Genomic DNA, 16,969 nt, shown 5'->3' with positions numbered 1-16,969 from the left:
GCTTTGGTTGCTCTGATCTCGCCGACCAGTTCGGAGCGTGGAGTGCCGATCGCCTTGCCCGGCCCGGACAAGGTCCCGGCTGGCCCACACCGCGACCTCATCCTGCGACTGCACGAGCTCTACCAGCAGGCGGGGATGCCTTCCACCCGGATCATCAGCCGGTGGACCATGTATGGCCAGGAGCCGGTCTCGCACCAGACGGTCGGTGCCGCACTTCGCGGGCCGGGACTTCCTGGCTGGGCCAAACTTCAAGCGATCGTCGTCGTGCTCTGTCAGAGGTCGATCTCGCCGCGGAACAGCGAGTATGAACTCTCGATCTTCCACGACCTCTACACCCGCGCCGGCATGCCGGCCGAGCCGCTGCAGAAACCGACTTCCGCCAGCGACATTGTGTTCATCAGCTACAGCGTCTCGGACAAGAACTATGTGGACCGGTTGGCCGACTCGTTGTTACGGGCCGGGATCGACTACCGGTTCATGGTGGACTTTGTCGCGGGCGCCACGGATCGAGCGGTCCGGCAGCAGATCGACGAATGCGCGGCACTGATCGCGGTGATGTCTCCGGGCGCGCGGGCCGCCCTCCATGTCGAGCGCGAGATAGAGCACGCTCTGGCCCGGAACAAGCCGGTGCTCCCGGTGCTGGTGGCTGGGAAGATCTGGCTCCCGATCAGCACGGTCGATTTCTTCGACGCACGCGACGGACAGCTGCCCGATCAGCGGTTCATCGACAACTTGCGCGAGCTTCTCGGCGGCTCGGCTCCGGTGGCGTTGACCGGTCTGTCGGCGGACGAGCCGGCGGACCGGACCCAGCCGGACCTTCCCGATCTTCCCTGGCCGGACCGGGACATCGTCGAGTTCCTCTGGGCGCGGCTGACGAGCATGCGGGATGACCTCGGCCCGGAGTTCGCGACCGAGGACAACGTCGTGGGCGACATCAACCCGATGTTCGTGCGCGACCGGCGCATGCCCGAGCTGAGCGTGCTTCAGGACGCGGTGCGGGAGGTGCTCGACGCGGAGGTTCCGGCCGTTGAACCCGGGGGGATGGCCGAAGTCGTGGCCGGGAGGCGGGACGATCCCGCCGTACGCTGTCATCTGATCTTTTGGAATGTCTCTCGGGCCGTTGACATCCAGATGTTCGCGCCCGAGCTGATGCGGCGGGCCGCCGCGCTCATCCGGGAGCGGGTGGAGCACCTGGTCGTGTTTTCCCTGTCCAGCCCGATCGACCCCGAGCTGCGCGACGTCGAACACGGCCCGTACCCCTTCGGGGTGACGTTCTTCGGGCCGGACGACGTCGCCGGTCCGGACGACCTGCGCCGCGTGCTGCGCCGCCGGACCGTGCTGCCGCCGGAGTGGCGCGACTATGCCGCGGCGCCCGCCCGGCTCTGCCTGCGCGGTGAGTCGCCGACGATGTTCGACGAGACCTTCGCCCACCAGCTGCCGATGCGGGCCCGGAACGAGGCCGGTTCGCTGCTGGATGGTGACCTGCTGGCGCAGGTGCGGGACTGGTTCGACGCGCCGGGGGAGCCGACTCTGCTGCTGACCGGCGATTTCGGGGACGGCAAGAGCTTCTTCACCTACAACCTGGCCCGGCGGTTGTGCGCCGAGGGGGCCCGGATCCCGGTCCGGCTGGCACTGGGTGAGCTGCGGTCGGCCGGGAGCGGGCGGGATCTGCTCAAGCGGCGGCTGGAGGATCTCGGGATCGAGCTGGCGTCGTGGCGGCGGCTGGTCGAGTCGCGGCCGACGCTGGTCATCCTGGACGGGTTCGACGAGATGTCGGGGGACCTGTCGCGGACGGCGATCGTCGAGAACATCGAGCTGCTGCGGGACTGCTGTGAGGAGTTTGCCGAGTCCAAGGTGCTGATCACGTCGCGTACCAACGTGTTCGGGACGGCCGACGATCAGCGGCAGCTGCTCGAACGCATCGGGCGGCCGCGGATCCTGCGCCTGGCCGCGGTCGAGCGCCGGGTGGTGCTGCGGTCGCTGCGGGACCGCAGTGCCGACCCGAAGCTGCAGCGGGTCATCGACCGACTGCAGACGCTGCACGACCCGATCGGGCTGGCCACCAAGCCGCTCTACTACGAGATGATCCAGCGGACGCTGCCGTCGCTGCCGGACATGTCGTTCGACGAGCATGTGCTGTACGAGCAGTACGTGCTGGACACCCTGCACCGCAAGCTGAAGTTCCTGGAGGACGAGGCGCGTCTCACCCCGCCCGAGGACGTGGTCGAGAAGCTGATGACCATCCTCGAGCAGGTCGCCATCGATCTGCAGCACAGCGACCAGCCGTTCGTCTATCTCAAGGACCTCGGCAACCGGGTCCGCAAGCACAGCGGCGGCCACGCGGGCCTGGCGAACCTGCTGTGGCGGCTGCGGGACGACGCCGACCCGGGCCACCTGGAGGACGACGCCACCGCGCGGGTCGGCGTCCGGTCGCTGCTCAAGCGGGCGCCCGGCGGTGACGACAAGCGCTGGCCGGTGACCTTCTTCCACCGGTCGATGCGGGAGTACTTCGTGGCCCGGGCGATGGCCCGCAACATCGGCAAGGGTCCGGTTCCGGCGCAGGGGGCGCTCGGCGCCGCGCCGCTGTCGCCGGAGATCCGGCACTTCGCGACCCTGGTCCTGCGCGCCCACCCGGACTGGCCGGTCGCCGACACGCTGCTCAGCGTGATCCGGCAGGCCGGGCCGGACGCGACAGCCGCCGGCGGCAACGCGCTGTCGCTGCTGGCCGCGCTCGGCGGGCCGCTGCCCGGCCGGGACTGGTCGAACCTGCGGCTCGACCACGCCGACCTGCACGGCGCCGACCTGCGCGAGATGTCGTTCCGCGGGTCGTCGCTGCGCGGAGCCAACCTCGACAACGCCGACCTAACCGGGGCCGACCTGCGGGACGCCGACCTCACCGGCGTACGGCTGGAGGAGACCGCGGCGGTGACCGCGGTCGCCGTCCTCGACGAGGGCCGGATCTTCGCGGCCTACGACGACGGCCGGGTCCGCGAGTGGTCCTCGGCCTCCCGCGCCACCAGCGACACGGTGATCGCGACGCTGCCGTTCGTCGCCGACCGGCTCTGGCCGTTGCCGCACGGCGCGCTGGTGGCGGCCGGGGGAGCCCGGGTGGCGGTGCTCTCCGGCGATCCGGACTGGCGGCTGGTGACGGAGTTCCGCACCCAGTCGCGCTACCTATCCCCGGTCTGGCGCAACGGCCGCGCCCTGATCGTGGTCGAGGACAAGACCGGCAGCCGGGTGGCGCTGTGGCAGGACCCGCTGACCGGGCAGCGCCGCCGGGTCGACTGCGCGACCACCACCGCGTGGGCGGTCGACGGCGACCGGGTGATGGCGGTCGCCTCGCCCGCCGGGGCCGCCGTGACGATCGGCCGTGAAACCGTCACCATCGTCGGACATGTCCCCCGAAGCGTGGACGTCCGGGCCGTTGGCGATGAGATCGAAGTGCTGGTCGGCACGGACATCGGCGAGGTTGCCCACTTCCGCTTGGTGCAGGCCGTGGAGGGTTGGCGGTTGCGCCTGCACTGGCGGGCCGCGCTGCACGAGGGCCCGGTCGAGTCGGTGTGCTTCCTGGGCGCCGACCGCGTGGTCAGCGGCTCCCGGGACCGGAGCATCTGCGTCGTGCCGCTGCACGACGCCACCCCGGCCAACGCCGTCCGCCTGCACGTGCGCTTCCGCTGCCGCGACACCAAGATCGACGGCGTACGCGGCGAGCGGGAGCGCACCATGCTGGAGCGACTGGCCTCCGCGCGTTAGCGGCGCCGCTGGAACTCGTGGGCCAGCACGTACCGGGCCACCCCGGCACCGATCCGCACACCCTGCACGTCGGCGGTGCGATAGTGCACGCCACCCCAGATCCGGGCCTCGACCACCTCGTCCACCGCCGACGAGAAGCTGTCGAAATACCGGGTCGTGCCGGAGTCGGCGCTGTAGGCGCTGAACGCGATGTCGTCGCGGCCGAAGAAGGCCCGCAACGTGGCCATGATGGTCGACGTCGAGCAGGTGTGCCCCGACGTGTAGTCCGGGAACGGCGGCGTGATCAGCAGCGGCATCCAGGTCGGGTCGCTGGTCTCCTGGATGGCGGTGACCGGCCGCCAGAAACTCCAGAACTTCTTCTCGTTGAAGCAGGCGATCAGCGAGTCGGCGTTGGCCACGTCGGCCAGCGCGAACATCCGCGCGGTCTGCAGCGTCGACAGATGCTGGGTGCCGGCCAGTTGCCGTTTGATCTCCCACTCGGTGAGCCGCCGGTCGTGCCACCACTTCGCGGCCTCGGTCTGGTCCTGGGTGCGGACCGTACTGTCGACCCCGCCGATCGCCTTGACCTCGGCGAGGTCACGCAACCAGGTCGCGCTGGTCAGGGCGGGCGGCCCCGCGGTGCGGAACATGTCGTTGCGCGGAATCACGAACGACCGCATGTCGCCGACCCAGGCGCCGTCCGACGCGTACGTCGGTGGGGTCGGCCGCCACTGCCCGGGTGCCGTGCCCACGGTCCAGGTGGCGGGGCCGAAGGCGCCGTCGCCGACCCGTGCGGCGATCATGTCGGCGGCGGCCCGCTCGCCGACGGCGATGCCGCCGCGCTTCGCGCGCCCGTCCGGGATCGAGGCGAGGGCCGCGGCGTACATGCCGTCCAGGGCGGGGGATTGGGCCGGGAACAACGAGAGGAGTACGCGGTACGCGGCGGCGGCCACGGCCGCATCGGCGGAGTCACCGCGGTGGGCCTTCGGCGAACGAAGGTACGGCTGGTACGGCGAGCCGGCGATGGCGTTGACCGCGTCGTACACCGCGCCCTGCACCATGGCGAAGCTGCGTGGTGCGACGTACGGCCCCTGGCGGGCCACCTCGTAGATCGCGGTCTGGGCGTTGCTGTTCCAGACGACGACGGCGTTGGTGCCGGTGGTGGCCCGCGCGGCCGGCGCGGGCGCGAAGGCGGTGACCAGAACGGTGGCGATGGCGAACAGCGCGAAGCGTCTCATGCGACCTTCCCCCGATAGTCGTGTCGCCCCGCATCCAAGCGGTCACCCGCGGTCTATGGCAACCGCTTCACTCTGATGTGGACGGACCGCCAAATCGGACGCGGCGCCCACCGGCTTGCTGCTGCGGCCCTCGCGGCGGCCGCTGAGTTCGGCGTCCAGGGTTTCCTGGGCGACGCGCATGTCCGCCGCGTACCGGGGCTGTTGCAGCCGCTTCCAGATCTCGTCCTCGGGCACGTCCTCGACGTGGCTGACGACCCACCAGATGTTGCCGAACGGGTCGCGGATCCGGCCACCACGCTGCCCGAACGCGTTGTCGGACAGCGCCGTCACCACGTGGCTGCCGGCCGCGACGGCGCGCTCGAAGGCCGCGTCGGCGTCGGCGACGAACACCCGCAGCAGGCTGGGCAGGACCGGCCAGTCGGCGTGCCGGTCGAAGGCCAGCACCACGGTGTCGCCGATCCGGATCTCGCCGTGCCCGATCAGGCCGTCCTCGGTGGTCACCCGGCCCAGTTCCACGCCGCCGAACACGCCGGTGGCGAAGTCGAGAAACGCGCCGGTGTCGTCGGTGACGACCCAGGGCGCGACGGTGGTGTAGCCCGCGGGAGTAGTTTCCATGGCGACGACGCTAGGCGGCGTAGCGGACAGTTTCCGTCTGCTGTCCGGAAGTAAGATTCACCGTGGTCACCGCCTCCGCGCGCATCTTCCGCAACCGTCGCTTCCTCGCACTGTGGTCCGGGAACGCGTTCTCGCTGATCGGCACGGCCGGTGTGCGGATCGCGTACCCGCTGCTGGCTCTGACCGCGACCGATTCGCCGGCCCTGGCCGGCTGGGTGGCCTTTGCGCTGACCCTGCCGTCGCTGGTTCTGCAGGTGCCGGCCGGCGTCGCCGCCGACGCCCTGAACCGGCGGCAGATCATGATCGCCGCCCAGGCGGCCGGGCTGCTGGCCGCCGCCTCGGTGGTCGCCGCCCTGGTCGCCGACAGCCCGCACACCGCGGCGATCATCGTGGTCGCGGCCTTCGTCGAGGGTTCAGCCGTGGTGTTCTTCGGCATCGCCGAGGTCGGCGCGGTCCGCGACGCCGTCGAGGAGGACCAGCGGGCGGCCGCGTTCTCCTTCCTCGAGGCCGAATACCCGGTGGCCAACCTGGGCGGCCGCGCCTTCGGCGGCGCCCTGTTCGGCCTGGCCAGGTGGGCGCCGTTCCTGTTCAACCTGATCTCGTACGCGTTCTGCCTGGTCGTCTTGTTCCTGATGCCGAGCCGCATCTTTGCGCCACGACCGGGCGACCACGAGCCGGGCTTCTGGCGGCGGATGGGCGAGGGCTTCCGGCTGACCTGGCGCATTCCGTTCCTGCGGCTCGCCACGGTGGCCGCCGGCACGACAAACATCCTGTTCCAAACCGTCGTACTCCTGGTCCTGGTCGTCGGCATCCGCGACCACCGCCCGGCCTGGGTTATCGGCCTGGTCCTGGCGGCGGCCGGCGTCGGCGGCCTGCTGGCTTCGTTCGCCGGCCCCTGACTCGACCGGCACGGCACACCGCGCGGCCTCTTCCTGGTCTGCCTCTGGTCCTGGACCGCGATGCTGTTCCTGGTCGCGATCAGCCGGCACCCGATCGTGCTCGCGCTGGCCTGGGCCGGGGTGGGCGCCACCGGCACGATCTCGTCGATCGTCCTGACCATGGCCCGCCTCCGGGCCGTCCCGGACGCCGCGATCGGCAAGGTGGTCAGCGCGGCGGCCGTGGTCACCGACGGCGCCGCGCCGCTGGGCGCGATCATCGCCGGCTACGCCCTGACGGTGGCCGGCCCGGCCACCACCGCCTGGATCATCTTCACCATCATGGCAATCCTGGCCGTCTCGTACGCCCGGCTGCTGCCCCCGCTCGGAGAAACGGCGAAGCCGCCCCGGAGGGCGGCTTCGGATCTTTGATTCTCAGATGAGCCAGCGGTTCTTCTGCACGATGGGGAGCTTGGCCCAGATTTTGCCGAGGCCCCAGGTCTGTCCGGCGTAGGTGAGGGCGAAGACGATGGCGGCCAGCGCGTAGACGACGTGGTAGTCAACGATCGGGTTCGAGCTGCCGCTCGCGAGGGGCCACTCGGCCAGCCACATCATCGCCATGATCGCGGTGCCGGCGCCCGCGGCGACCCGCAGGCCGATACCGAGGATGAGGGCGAGGCCGACGCCGAGCATGCCGAGCATGAACAGCCAGTTCGCCCAGCCGGCGCCGGCGATGTTGTGGAAGAAGCTTTGGAAGGGTCCGACTTCGACGCTGGCGAGGAAGCCCTTGGTCGGGGACCCGCCGTTGATCCAGGCTTTGGCCGAGGGGGTGCTGAACCCGAAGCCGAAGGTCTTGTCGAGGAAGGCCCAGAGGAAGACGAAGCCGGTGGCGACCCGCAGGACGGCGAGCGTGCGAGCGGCGGGCTTGGTGAGGATGGCGCCCGGAGCTTCAACAGTCTCAAGGCGGTGTGCGGTGGTGGTCATCGTTGCCTCCGGGGTCTCTTTATCTCTCGCCTTTGAGACTCCTCTCGGCAGGCTGTGCGGACCCGGGCTGAACTTCCCGACGTGGCGGGACCAAAGTCCCGGCCAGCAGTGCAAGAGCCAACACCACCTCGAGCCCTAGCCCGGTGCCGACGCCGAGCGCGTCGCGCAGCGAGAAGTGCTCGAAGTGCCGCACGTGGAAGGCGAAGTGGCTGGCCGCGTAGATCGTGTAGCCGAGGACGGCGGACAGCACGACCTTGCGGTCGAGGACCACGGCGGCGAAGTACAGCATGGCGGTCAGGGCCAGGCCGAGGCCGCCGACGTCGGTGAGCAGGTGCTCGTTGTACGGCGGATCGAGGGACACGGTCGGGAAGTCGTCGTAGAACGAGCGGGGGAAGAAGTACTGCCAGACCGAGACCATGGTCTGCAGGCCGGCCAGGGTGAACAGGCCGACCCGGATCGCGGTTGCGTGTTTCATACCGGCAGGACGGGCCGGCCGGTGAAAACGTGACAGCGATCAGCGGTGGGCGGGCAGCGCCACCCCGCCCTGGCTGCGGAACGCGGTGAAGAAGCGGTCCCGGAACTGGTCCATCTTCCAGATCGGGGTGTCGGCGGCGGGCTTGAGGCCGTCGGCCCAGTTCCAGTCGGAGATCTTGTCCAGCACCGCCTTGTCGTGCGCGATGACCGTGATCGGCACGTCGTGGCTCGCGTTGGTGCCGCCGCTGACCAGCGGAATCGGCTGGTGGTCGCCGAACATGACCAGGACCAGGTCCTTGCCGCCGTACTTGGTCGCCCACGAGATCAGGCTGTCCACCGAGTAACCGATCGACTTGGCGTACTGGATCCGGGTGTTCGGTGCCGAGTCCCACAGTTCGTGGCGGTCCATCGGGGTGGCCTGGAACTGCGAACCGTCGCCGAGCGAGTCCCAGTCGACCATGTCGGGGATCGCGGTCCACGGCTCGTGGCTGGAGGTCATGGTGATCTCGGCCATCACCGGCTTGGTGCGCGGCCCGTACACCTTCTTCTGGAAGACGTCGAGGGTGAACTGGTCGGGCATCCGGGACCAGCCGTAGCGGGTGCCCTTGTAGCCCATGTTCCGGGAGTCGTAGACCGTGTCGTACCCGTAGTAGGACGCCTCCGGCCAGGCCACCGTGTTGCCGGGTTCGATGCCGGTGGTCTGCCAGCCGGCGTCGTGGAAGGTGCTGGTCAGGGTGAGCCGTTCGCTGGCGGCCAGTTGCCGGTAGCGCTGCTGGTTGTCGATCCACAGCCCGGACTGGAAGGTCGCGTGCGCCAGCCAGCTGCCGCCGCCGAACGTCGACGAGGTCAGCCAGCCGGTCTTGGCGGCGAACCCGGCCGCGTCGAGCTTCTTCTGGTCGGCTTCCAGCACCGGGTTGACGATCGCGGTCATCGCCGGGTTGGTCAGCGCGCTGCGCCCGTAGCTCTCCACCACCCCGATCACCACGTTCTTCCCGGCCAGGCCGCTGACCAGGTCGGCCGCCGGCACGCCGAAGAACGGATCCTGCTCGGTCTGGGCGGCGAAGTCGCGCTTGTCGCGCAGCGCCACCGGGACCGACTTGACGGTGTTCTTGATCAGGTCGGCGGCGGTGTCCGAGGCGACCGGCGAGTTCGGGAACCAGGTGATGCCGCTCAGCGCCAGGGCGAGCCAGACCGCGGTGAGGCCGACCAGGGTGCGGCGGGCCGGGTTGGCGTAGCGGGCGGTGACGGTGGTGAGCCGCAGCACGGCCAGGGTGCAGACCGCCAGCATGGCCACGGCGAGCAGCACGGCTCCAACGGCGGCGAGGTTCGCGTACAGCTTGCCGTCGCTCTCGACCAGCGAGTTGTAGCCGTCGCGCAGCAGCGGCGGGTCCAGCACGATGTCGAAGCGCCGGCCGAGCGTCTGCCGGAAGCCGAAGTTGAACACCTTGAGGACGGCGACCACGCCCAGCCCGAGCCCGAACAGCACGGCGACCGGCCGGCGCCAGCGCGGCGAGAGGGCAAGCAGGACCGCCCCGCCGATGATCACCTCGATCGGAACCCGGAAGAACGCGCCCTCGATGGGCGTACCGGCCTTGGTACGGCCGAGAGCGTCCGGAACGATCAGGGCCAGATAGACGAGGACGGCGGCGGCGGCGGTGAGCGTGCCCCCCAGAAGGGGGCGCCAGCTGATGCGCGGCAAGATCTGCTGTCCTTCGGTCGGGGGCAGCGTGGGGTGCCGCCCTCTCTCGGACATACGAGCCGAATGGCCCAGCGGTTCAAGACCCCAAGATCAGAACATCAAGATCAGAACGGGAACGTACGGCCGGAGTCCCGCATCGTGATCCACTGAAGTTCGGTGAAGTCCTCGTCCGCGAATTGCAGCCCGAACCGCCCCCAGCCGGAGTCCTTGAGCCCGCCGAACGGCATCTGCGGCTCGTCGTGCACGGTCTGGTCGTTGATGTGCACGATGCCGACCTCCAGGCGCCGGGCCAGGTCAAGGGCACGGTAGGTGTCGGCCGAGATGATGGCGGCGGTCAGCCCGTACCGTGATGCGTTGGCCCGCCGTAAGGCGTCCTCCGGCCCGGCGGCGGTTTCCAGCAGCGCAACCGGCCCGAAGGTCTCCTCGAACGCGATCTCCGCCTCGGCCGGCACGTTGGTGAGCACGGTCGGCGGATAGCAGGGCGGCACCGCCGTACCCCCGGTGAGCACCCGCGCCCCCAGCGACACGGCCTCGGCGACCCGCCGTTCGACAAGGCTCAGCGCCCACTCGTTGATCAGCGGCCCGACCACGGTCGTCGGGTCGCGCGGGTCACCGACCGGCAATTTTTCCACGCGAGCGATGAATCGCGAGGTGAACTCAGCCGCCACCGACTCGTCCACGATGATTCGGCGCACGCACATGCAGATCTCACCCTGGTGCACGAACGCGCCGTAGGTCGCCGCGTCGACGGCAAGGGTCAGGTCGGCGTCGGCCAGCACGACAAGCGGGTTGTGCCCGCTGAGCTGCAAGACCGGCCGCTTGAGGTGCCGGGCGGCCAGCTCGGCCAGCCGCCGCCCGGTGACGGTGGATCCGGTGAAGCTGATCCGTCGCACCAGCGGATGGGTGACGAGCTCCTCGGCGATCATCCCGGCGTCCCCCGGCGCGTGAGTGACGACGTTGACCGCTCCCGCCGGCAGTCCGGCCTCGGCGAACACCTCGGCCCACAGCGTGCCCCCGGTGATCGGCGACTCCTCGCTGGGTTTGAGCACCACGGTGTTGCCGAGCGCGAGCGGCCCGACGATCGCCCGTCCGGCCAGGCTGAGCGCCGCGTTCCACGGCGCGATCGCCGCGACCACGCCGACCGGCCGCCGCACCGCGAGGGCCCGCGACCCGGGCAGGTCGGTCGGCAGGATCTGCCCGGTCGGCTGGTGGGTAAGCCCCGCGGCCTGCCGCAGCAGCGACAGGCTGAAGTCGAACTGGATGCCGGCGAAATGCGCCCCGCACCCGGTCTCGGCCGCGAGCAGGTCGATCACCGATTCCCGCCGCCGGCCCAGCGCGTCGGCGGCCCGAATAAAGATCAACTGCCGCTCGGTCGGGGCGAGGGCCGACCAGGCCGGGAACGCGGCGTGCGCCGCCTCGATCGCCAGCCGCGCGTCCTCCCCGTCCCCCGAAGCGACCTCGGCGAGCACCGCGCGACTCCACGGATCAAGATCCGGGTGGCTGCGCCCACTGACCGACGCGACCTCCCGGCCGCCGATGTGGTGCCGCACCGAGATCATGACGCGATGCTAACGGCCCGGCCGCAGCGTGTATCCGACCGGCAACAATCGGAACGGCAGCCGGTCTCCCGCCAGGCTCCACAGCCCGCGCGGCAGGAACAGCGCGAACAGAATCGCCACCACCCCCAGCCCGATCAGATACCAGGCCCCGAACTGCGCGAACCAGTCCTGCAAAAGGAAGAATAGAACCGCCCCGAGAATAGGCCCCTCATATGTGCCGATCCCCCCGACCAGCACCATGAACAGCATGTAGGCCGACCATTGCACCCCGAAGATCGACGACGGCTGAACAAACAGCGTATTGGCCAGGGTGAGCGCCCCCGCCGCCCCACACCCAAACCCAGCAAGAACAAACAACATGAATTTCAAAGGCATGATGCGTACGCCGAGGGAAGCCGCCGCCTCCTCATCGTCCCGAATCGCTTGAATGGCAGCACCGCTACGCCGACGAAGCAGCAAAAAGACCAGAAAAAGCAAAAGCAGAGCAAACCCCAGAGTCAACCAATAGGTGTACGCGCTACGCCAGTCCGGCGCGATCGCATTGAGCCCGCGTAGCGACACACCGGTCCCGCCGCCGAGCGACTCGTCCAGCGCGACCAGCAGCGCAAGCGCCTCAGCGACAACCCAGGTGCCGACCGCAAATTGCCCACCGCGAAGCCGCAGCAGCAGAGGCGCAAGCACCACGGCAAGCAGACCCGACGCCACCGAAGCAACCACGACCGCAAGATAGGCAGCCACCCCACGCTGCGCAAGAAAAATCGTGGCGTAAGCCCCAAACCCAATAAACGCCTGCTGCCCGACCGAAACAAGCCCGCCATATCCAGCGAGCACGTTCCACATAACCGCCATGATCAGCAAAGTGCAGAGGGTGGTGAGCTGCTGCACTACATCAGTCCGAAAAGCAAACGGCACCCCGAACATCCCCACCCCAACGGCGACCAGCACGGACGCGGATATCCGAGTAGGCGTCCCCGACCGACTAACGGCCCACCGCTCACTCACACCCAACCCCCGCCCCCGCCCACGCCTGCGGCCACAGCCCGCACCCGCACCCGCCCGCACCCGCCCGCCCGCGCCCGATCATGAGGCCTTCCCGTCCGCTGCGAACAGCAAGCCCGCAAGATCGCCGCGAGGGCCGCGCGGGGCCGCGAGGGCCGCGCGGGGCGCGCGGGGCGCGAGGGCCGCGAGGGCCGCGCGGGGCGCGAGGGCGGCACGGACCGCACGGACCGCGAGGTCGGCACGGACCGCGAGGGCACGCCCGCCCGATCTTGCAGACTTCCGGTTCGCAGCGAACAGCAAGTCCGCAAGATCAAAGCGCGGGCCGCGAGGGCACGCCCGCTCACGCCCGCCCGCACCCGATCTTGAGGTATTCCCGTTCGCTACGAACAGCAAGCCCGCAAGATCGCCGCGAGGGCGGCGCGAGCCGCGCTGGCACGCCTGTCCGCTCCCGCCCGCATCCGCCCGCACCCGATCTTGAGGCTTTCCCGTTCGCCGCGAACAGCAAGCCCACGAGATCGCCGCGATGGGCGCGCAGGCAGCGCAGGCAGCGCAGGCAGCGCAGGCAGCGCAGGCAGCGCAGGCATGCCCGCCTGCACCCACCTGCCCGATCTTGAGGACTTCCCGTTCGCTGCGAACAACAGGCCCACAAGATCGCCGCGCGGGCCACGCACACCCGCCCTCGATCTTGTGGTCGTCCCGTTCGGCGCGAACAGCAGGCCGGCAAGATCGCCGCGCGGGGCGCACGGGCGGCGAGGGCACGCCCGCCTGCGCGATCTTGAGGACATCCCGCTCGCTGCGAACAGCGGGCCCACAAGATCGCCGCGCGGGCACGCCCGCCAGCCCCCGATCGTGCTGACTTCCCGTTCGGCGCGAACAGCAAGTCCGCAAGATCGCCGCGATGGGAGCGCGGGCAGCGCGGGCATGCCCGCCTGCACCCGTCTGCGCGATCTTGAGGACTTCCCGTTCGCTGCGAACAGCAAGCCCGCAAGATCGCTGCGGGGGCCGCACGGGCACGGCCGCCCGCGCCGGCCCGCGCCCGCCGGCACCCGATCTTGAGGTCTTTCCGTCTGCTGCGAACAGCAAGCCCGCAAGATCGCCGCGCAGGGCGCGTGGGGTGCAAGGGGCCGGCCGGATGGTGAGGGCCTTCGGGGCGGTCATGCGGTGGCCTCTCGGCGGTGGGTGAACAACGAGCGGCCTCGGGGGCCGGCCAGGACTATCAGGAAGACCAGGTGGCCGGCCAGGATCGAGTACTGGGGGTCGATCGTGGCGCCTATCGTCTGGGCTACGCCGAGGATCATGCCGCCCCACAGCGTTCCCCACAGGGAGCCCAAGCCGCCGATCACCACCGCCTCGAAGGCGAAGATCAGCTGGGTCGGGCCGCTGGACGGGTCGAACGTCGAGCGCATCGCCAAGAAGACCCCGGCCACGGTGGCCGTAGCCACCGCGATTGCGGTGGCCTTCGCGTATACCGACTGGGCCGGCACCCCGACCAGCGCAGCGGTGTCGGCGTCCTGGGCCGTCGCCCGCATCTCGCGGCCGAAGGCCGAGCGGCGTAGTAGAACGCTCAGCCCACCCAACACCAACACGGCGGCCGAGAGTATTAGAACTCCCAGGTAAGAGATGGAGATCTGTTCGGTCAGGTGCCAGCTTCCGGTGGCCAGGTCGCCGGCTGCGCCGCCGAGCGAGCGCACATCCGGGGAGTACACCTGTAGAAGTGCGTTCTGGATCACGATGGCCAGGCCGAACGTGGTGAGCAGCGGGGTCAGCGGCCCACCCCGCAGGCTGCGGGCCAGGATCGTGCGGTGCAGCAGGTAGCCGACGATCAGCATGACCGGCAGCGCGGCGGCGAGCGCGACGAACGGGCCGGCGCCCAGGTGCGTGGTCAGCGACCAGACCAGGAACGCGCCGAGCACCGCGAGGTCGCCGTGCGCCAGGTTGATGATCCGCATGACCCCGAAGATCAGCGACAGGCCGCAGGCGAAAAGCGCATAGAGACCACCGAGAAAAACCCCTTGGAGTACGGCGTTCGCGTAGTTCATGCCGGACCTGCCCCGGTGAATCCGAAGTAGGCGGTGACCACCTCGTCGCGGGTCACCCCGGCGGTCGGGGTGTCCAGCACGACCCGGCCCTCGAGCAGGCAGACCACCCGGCCGGCAAACGCCAGGGCCCGGTTGAGGTCCTGCTCGACCAGCACGATCGTGGCGGCCGAGTCGCGCAGGACGGCGAGGTTGGCGTACACCTCCTCGACGGCCTTGGGCGACAACCCGAGCGAGACCTCGTCGATAAGCAGGAGTTTCGGGTTGGTCATCAGCGCTCGCGCGATGGCCGTGGCCTGCTGCTGCCCGCCGGAGAGCCGCGCGGCCGGCCGGTTACGCAGCGGGCGCAGCGCCGGAAACGCGTCGAGAACGCTGTCGAGATTCCACCGCCCGGGACGTGCTCGATGGCCCGCGACCAGCAGGTTCTCCTCGACGGTGAGCTCGGGGAACAACTTGCGGCCCTCGGGGACCAGGGCGATGCCCCGGCGCACCCGCTCGTGGGCGGGAACCCCGGCGAGGTCTTCCCCGCCGTACTCGACGGAGCCGCCGGCCAGCGGATGAGCGCCGGCCAGCGTGCGCAGCAGCGTGGTTTTCCCGGCGCCGTTGGCGCCGATCAGCGCGACTACTTCGCCTTCGGCGACCGAAAAACTGACGCCGCGTACGGCGTGCAGCAGCCCATGCCGAGCAGTCACCTCGGTAGCACGCAGCAGCGTCATGTGGCCGCCTTTCCGAGGTAGGCGTCGATCACCACGGCGTCTTTCAGGACCTCGGCCGGCGGGCCGTCGGCTATTACGCGGCCGGTGTCCATGCAGACCAGGCGGTCGACTACCTGGACCAGGATGTGGACTATGTGCTCGATCCAGACGATGGCGGTGCCGGACGACCGGATGTGCCGGATGGCCGCTACCAGGTCGGCCGCCTCGGCGTCGGTCAGGCCGGCGCCGATCTCGTCCAGCAGCACCACCTTCGGGCCGGTCGCCAGGCAGCGGGCCAGTTCCAGCCGCTTGCGGTGCAGGAGGCCGAGACTCTCCGCCCGGCGGTTGGCGATCTCGGCCAGGCCGCACTCGTCCAGCACGTCGGCGGCCCGGCGGTGAGCGCGGGCGCCCTTCAGGCCGCCGCCGTAGGAAGCGGCGACCACCACGTTCTCCAGGACGGTCATCCCGCCGAACGGGCGTGGGACCTGGAAGGCCCGCCCCACGCCCATCCGGCAGCGCTGGTCGGGGCGCGTGCGGGTGACGTCGCGCCCCTGAAAGCTGACCGTGCCGGGCTGTGGCCGGATCGCCCCGGACAGCACGTTGAGCAGGGTGGTCTTGCCCGCCCCGTTCGGGCCGACGATGCCGACCGCGGCACCGTTCTGCACCGCGAAGTCGACGCGTTCTAGAACTTGCAGGTCGCCGAAGCGCACCGATAGGCCGCGGCCTTCCAGAACTGTGCTCACCCGCGGTACTCCCGCAGCTTGGCGGCGACCGGCACGTTCGGGTCGGAGGAGTTCTCCACGAGCACGAACTCGACCTTGTAGCGGCTGTCGGTGGCTTTGATCCACTGGCCGCCGAGGATCGGGGTGGCGACCACGTTGGCGTTCGGGCCCTTGCCCCACTGCAGGCGGCCGATCGGGGTCTCCACGTCGAGGCTGCCGATCGCCTTGGCCAGGGCCTGCTTGTCCTTCGGGTCGGCGGCCTTGAGCGCGGCGGCGGCCACGTCGAACAGCGCGAGGCTCGGCCCGAGCTGCTGGTTCCACTGCTTGCCGGCGGCCTGGTAGCCGTCGCCGAGAGCCTGGCTGGTGACCCCGGTCAGCGACGACTTGTAGGGGTAGGTCGGCGCCCAGTACGCGCCGCCGGCGATGTCGACGCCGATGTCGCCGAGCGCCTCCACCTGGGACGGGAACAGGCCGGTCTTCGCCACCTGGCAGATTTTCGGCCGGTAACCCTGCTGGGCGGCCTGCCGCCAGAACGTCGCGAAGTCCGGCGGGATCGGGAACGTATTGAAGATTTCGCACTTCTCCGCCTTGAAGCGGGCGATCTGCGCGGAGAAGTCGTTGGTGCCGTCGGTGTAGGCGCCGGGGTCGACGATCGTGTAGCCGGACTGCTTGAGCAGCGGCCCGAGCGCGGCCCGGATGGCGTTGCCGTCCGAGTCGTTCGGCCACATCACGCCGACCTTCTTGTTCGTCGCTACCTGCGGCCATTCGTGGGTGTACATGTTGTGGAACTGCTCGACCCCGAAGCAGAAGTGGTACGTGAACTTGTAGGCCTGCTTGTCGTCCGGTTTGGCGCCGCGGCCGAAGTACCAGGCCTCCCACGGGACGACGGTGGAGACACAAGGGACGCCGGCCGCCTCGCAGGCGTCGCTGACCGGGTTGACCGTCTCCGGCGTGCTGGTGGTGAGCATCAGGTCGACCTGGTCGCCGTTGATCAGATCGTTGGCGACCTGGGCGGAACGCTGCGGGTTGGACTGGCTGTCCCGGTCGAGGATCTGCACGTCACTGCCGAACGCTTTCCGGGCCAGCTCCAGCACGTACGCGTCGGGCTCGCCGAAGCCGGCGGTGGCTCCGGTCCGCGGGCTGACGAAGCCGATTTTTATCGTTTTCCTGGTGGTGTCGGTGCTTTTCGACGAGCCGAGCCCGCCGCACGCGGCGAGCAGCGGAGTGGCGGCCGCCAACGAGACTCCGCGGAGGAGATCGCGGCGGGATGTTCCAGTCTTACTGACGTCCATGGATTGCCTCCCGGCGTGGACTGGTGCCGAGGAAGTTAGGAGTGCTCCA

The 16,969-nt window shown here is 69.9% G+C and carries 14 protein-coding genes; 3 read left to right on the top strand and 11 right to left on the bottom strand.

Annotated elements, in window-relative coordinates:
• Positions 1–42 precede the first annotated feature (42 nt).
• Positions 43–3,753, top strand: a complete 3,711-nt coding sequence (locus Ate02nite_RS14225; RefSeq protein ID WP_203805424.1) for a TIR domain-containing protein — start codon at positions 43–45, stop codon at positions 3,751–3,753.
• Here Ate02nite_RS14225 and Ate02nite_RS14220 read toward each other — a convergent pair.
• Both Ate02nite_RS14220 and Ate02nite_RS14215 read right to left on the bottom strand, forming a co-directional pair.
• The gene (locus tag Ate02nite_RS14220; RefSeq protein ID WP_203805422.1) at positions 3,750–4,970 is read right to left on the bottom strand and encodes a vanadium-dependent haloperoxidase; all 1,221 of its coding nucleotides are present in this window, start codon (positions 4,968–4,970) and stop codon (positions 3,750–3,752) included. The two genes, Ate02nite_RS14225 and Ate02nite_RS14220, sit on opposite strands and share 4 nt — an antisense overlap.
• Before the next feature lie 42 nt (positions 4,971–5,012).
• Positions 5,013–5,585, bottom strand: coding sequence for a VOC family protein (locus Ate02nite_RS14215; protein WP_203805420.1), 573 nt, complete (start codon positions 5,583–5,585; stop codon positions 5,013–5,015).
• Between the two features lie 62 nt (positions 5,586–5,647).
• Here Ate02nite_RS14215 and Ate02nite_RS14210 point away from each other — a divergent pair, with 62 nt between their 5' ends.
• Both Ate02nite_RS14210 and Ate02nite_RS14205 read left to right on the top strand, forming a co-directional pair.
• The gene (locus Ate02nite_RS14210) at positions 5,648–6,484 is read left to right on the top strand and encodes an MFS transporter (RefSeq protein WP_203805418.1); all 837 of its coding nucleotides are present in this window, start codon (positions 5,648–5,650) and stop codon (positions 6,482–6,484) included.
• Positions 6,485–6,544: 60 nt separating this feature from the next.
• Positions 6,545–6,892 carry an MFS transporter gene (locus tag Ate02nite_RS14205; RefSeq protein WP_203805416.1) on the top strand — a complete coding sequence of 116 codons (348 nt, stop codon included), beginning with the start codon at positions 6,545–6,547 and terminating at the stop codon, positions 6,890–6,892.
• A gap of 3 nt (positions 6,893–6,895) precedes the next feature.
• Here Ate02nite_RS14205 and Ate02nite_RS14200 read toward each other — a convergent pair whose 3' ends face one another.
• The 9 genes from Ate02nite_RS14200 to Ate02nite_RS14155 all read right to left on the bottom strand — a co-directional run bounded on the left by Ate02nite_RS14200 (position 6,896) and on the right by Ate02nite_RS14155 (position 16,866).
• The gene (locus Ate02nite_RS14200; RefSeq protein WP_203805396.1) at positions 6,896–7,444 is read right to left on the bottom strand and encodes a DoxX family protein; all 549 of its coding nucleotides are present in this window, start codon (positions 7,442–7,444) and stop codon (positions 6,896–6,898) included.
• 19 nt (positions 7,445–7,463) lie between these two features.
• Positions 7,464–7,919: a hypothetical protein gene (locus tag Ate02nite_RS14195; protein ID WP_203805414.1), complete on the bottom strand. Its 456-nt coding sequence runs from the start codon at positions 7,917–7,919 to the stop codon at positions 7,464–7,466.
• Positions 7,920–7,958: 39 nt separating this feature from the next.
• A complete protein-coding gene (locus tag Ate02nite_RS14190; RefSeq protein WP_239147396.1) occupies positions 7,959–9,617 on the bottom strand; it encodes a sulfatase-like hydrolase/transferase in 1,659 nt (552 codons plus the stop codon).
• 104 nt (positions 9,618–9,721) lie between these two features.
• A complete protein-coding gene (locus Ate02nite_RS14185) occupies positions 9,722–11,176 on the bottom strand; it encodes an aldehyde dehydrogenase family protein (protein ID WP_203805412.1) in 1,455 nt (484 codons plus the stop codon).
• 9 nt (positions 11,177–11,185) lie between these two features.
• Positions 11,186–12,121 carry a branched-chain amino acid ABC transporter permease gene (locus Ate02nite_RS14180; RefSeq protein ID WP_239147395.1) on the bottom strand — a complete coding sequence of 312 codons (936 nt, stop codon included), beginning with the start codon at positions 12,119–12,121 and terminating at the stop codon, positions 11,186–11,188.
• 1,208 nt (positions 12,122–13,329) lie between these two features.
• Positions 13,330–14,214: a branched-chain amino acid ABC transporter permease gene (locus Ate02nite_RS14170; protein WP_203805408.1), complete on the bottom strand. Its 885-nt coding sequence runs from the start codon at positions 14,212–14,214 to the stop codon at positions 13,330–13,332.
• Positions 14,211–14,927 carry an ABC transporter ATP-binding protein gene (locus tag Ate02nite_RS14165; RefSeq protein WP_203805406.1) on the bottom strand — a complete coding sequence of 239 codons (717 nt, stop codon included), beginning with the start codon at positions 14,925–14,927 and terminating at the stop codon, positions 14,211–14,213. Before Ate02nite_RS14165 ends, Ate02nite_RS14170 begins: the two co-directional genes overlap by 4 nt.
• Positions 14,924–15,649 (bottom strand): ABC transporter ATP-binding protein, encoded by a 726-nt coding sequence (locus tag Ate02nite_RS14160; RefSeq protein WP_203805404.1) that lies wholly within the window; start codon positions 15,647–15,649, stop codon positions 14,924–14,926. Before Ate02nite_RS14160 ends, Ate02nite_RS14165 begins: the two co-directional genes overlap by 4 nt.
• Positions 15,646–16,866: an ABC transporter substrate-binding protein gene (locus Ate02nite_RS14155; RefSeq protein WP_239147394.1), complete on the bottom strand. Its 1,221-nt coding sequence runs from the start codon at positions 16,864–16,866 to the stop codon at positions 15,646–15,648. The genes Ate02nite_RS14160 and Ate02nite_RS14155 overlap by 4 nt, the downstream gene beginning before the upstream one ends.
• Positions 16,867–16,969 lie beyond the last annotated feature (103 nt).

This window comes from Paractinoplanes tereljensis, from assembly GCF_016862435.1.
GTDB lineage: Bacteria > Actinomycetota > Actinomycetes > Mycobacteriales > Micromonosporaceae > Actinoplanes > Actinoplanes tereljensis.
The sequence above is the reverse complement of the archived record's forward strand: the minus strand, read 5'-3'. Positions and strand labels throughout refer to the sequence as shown.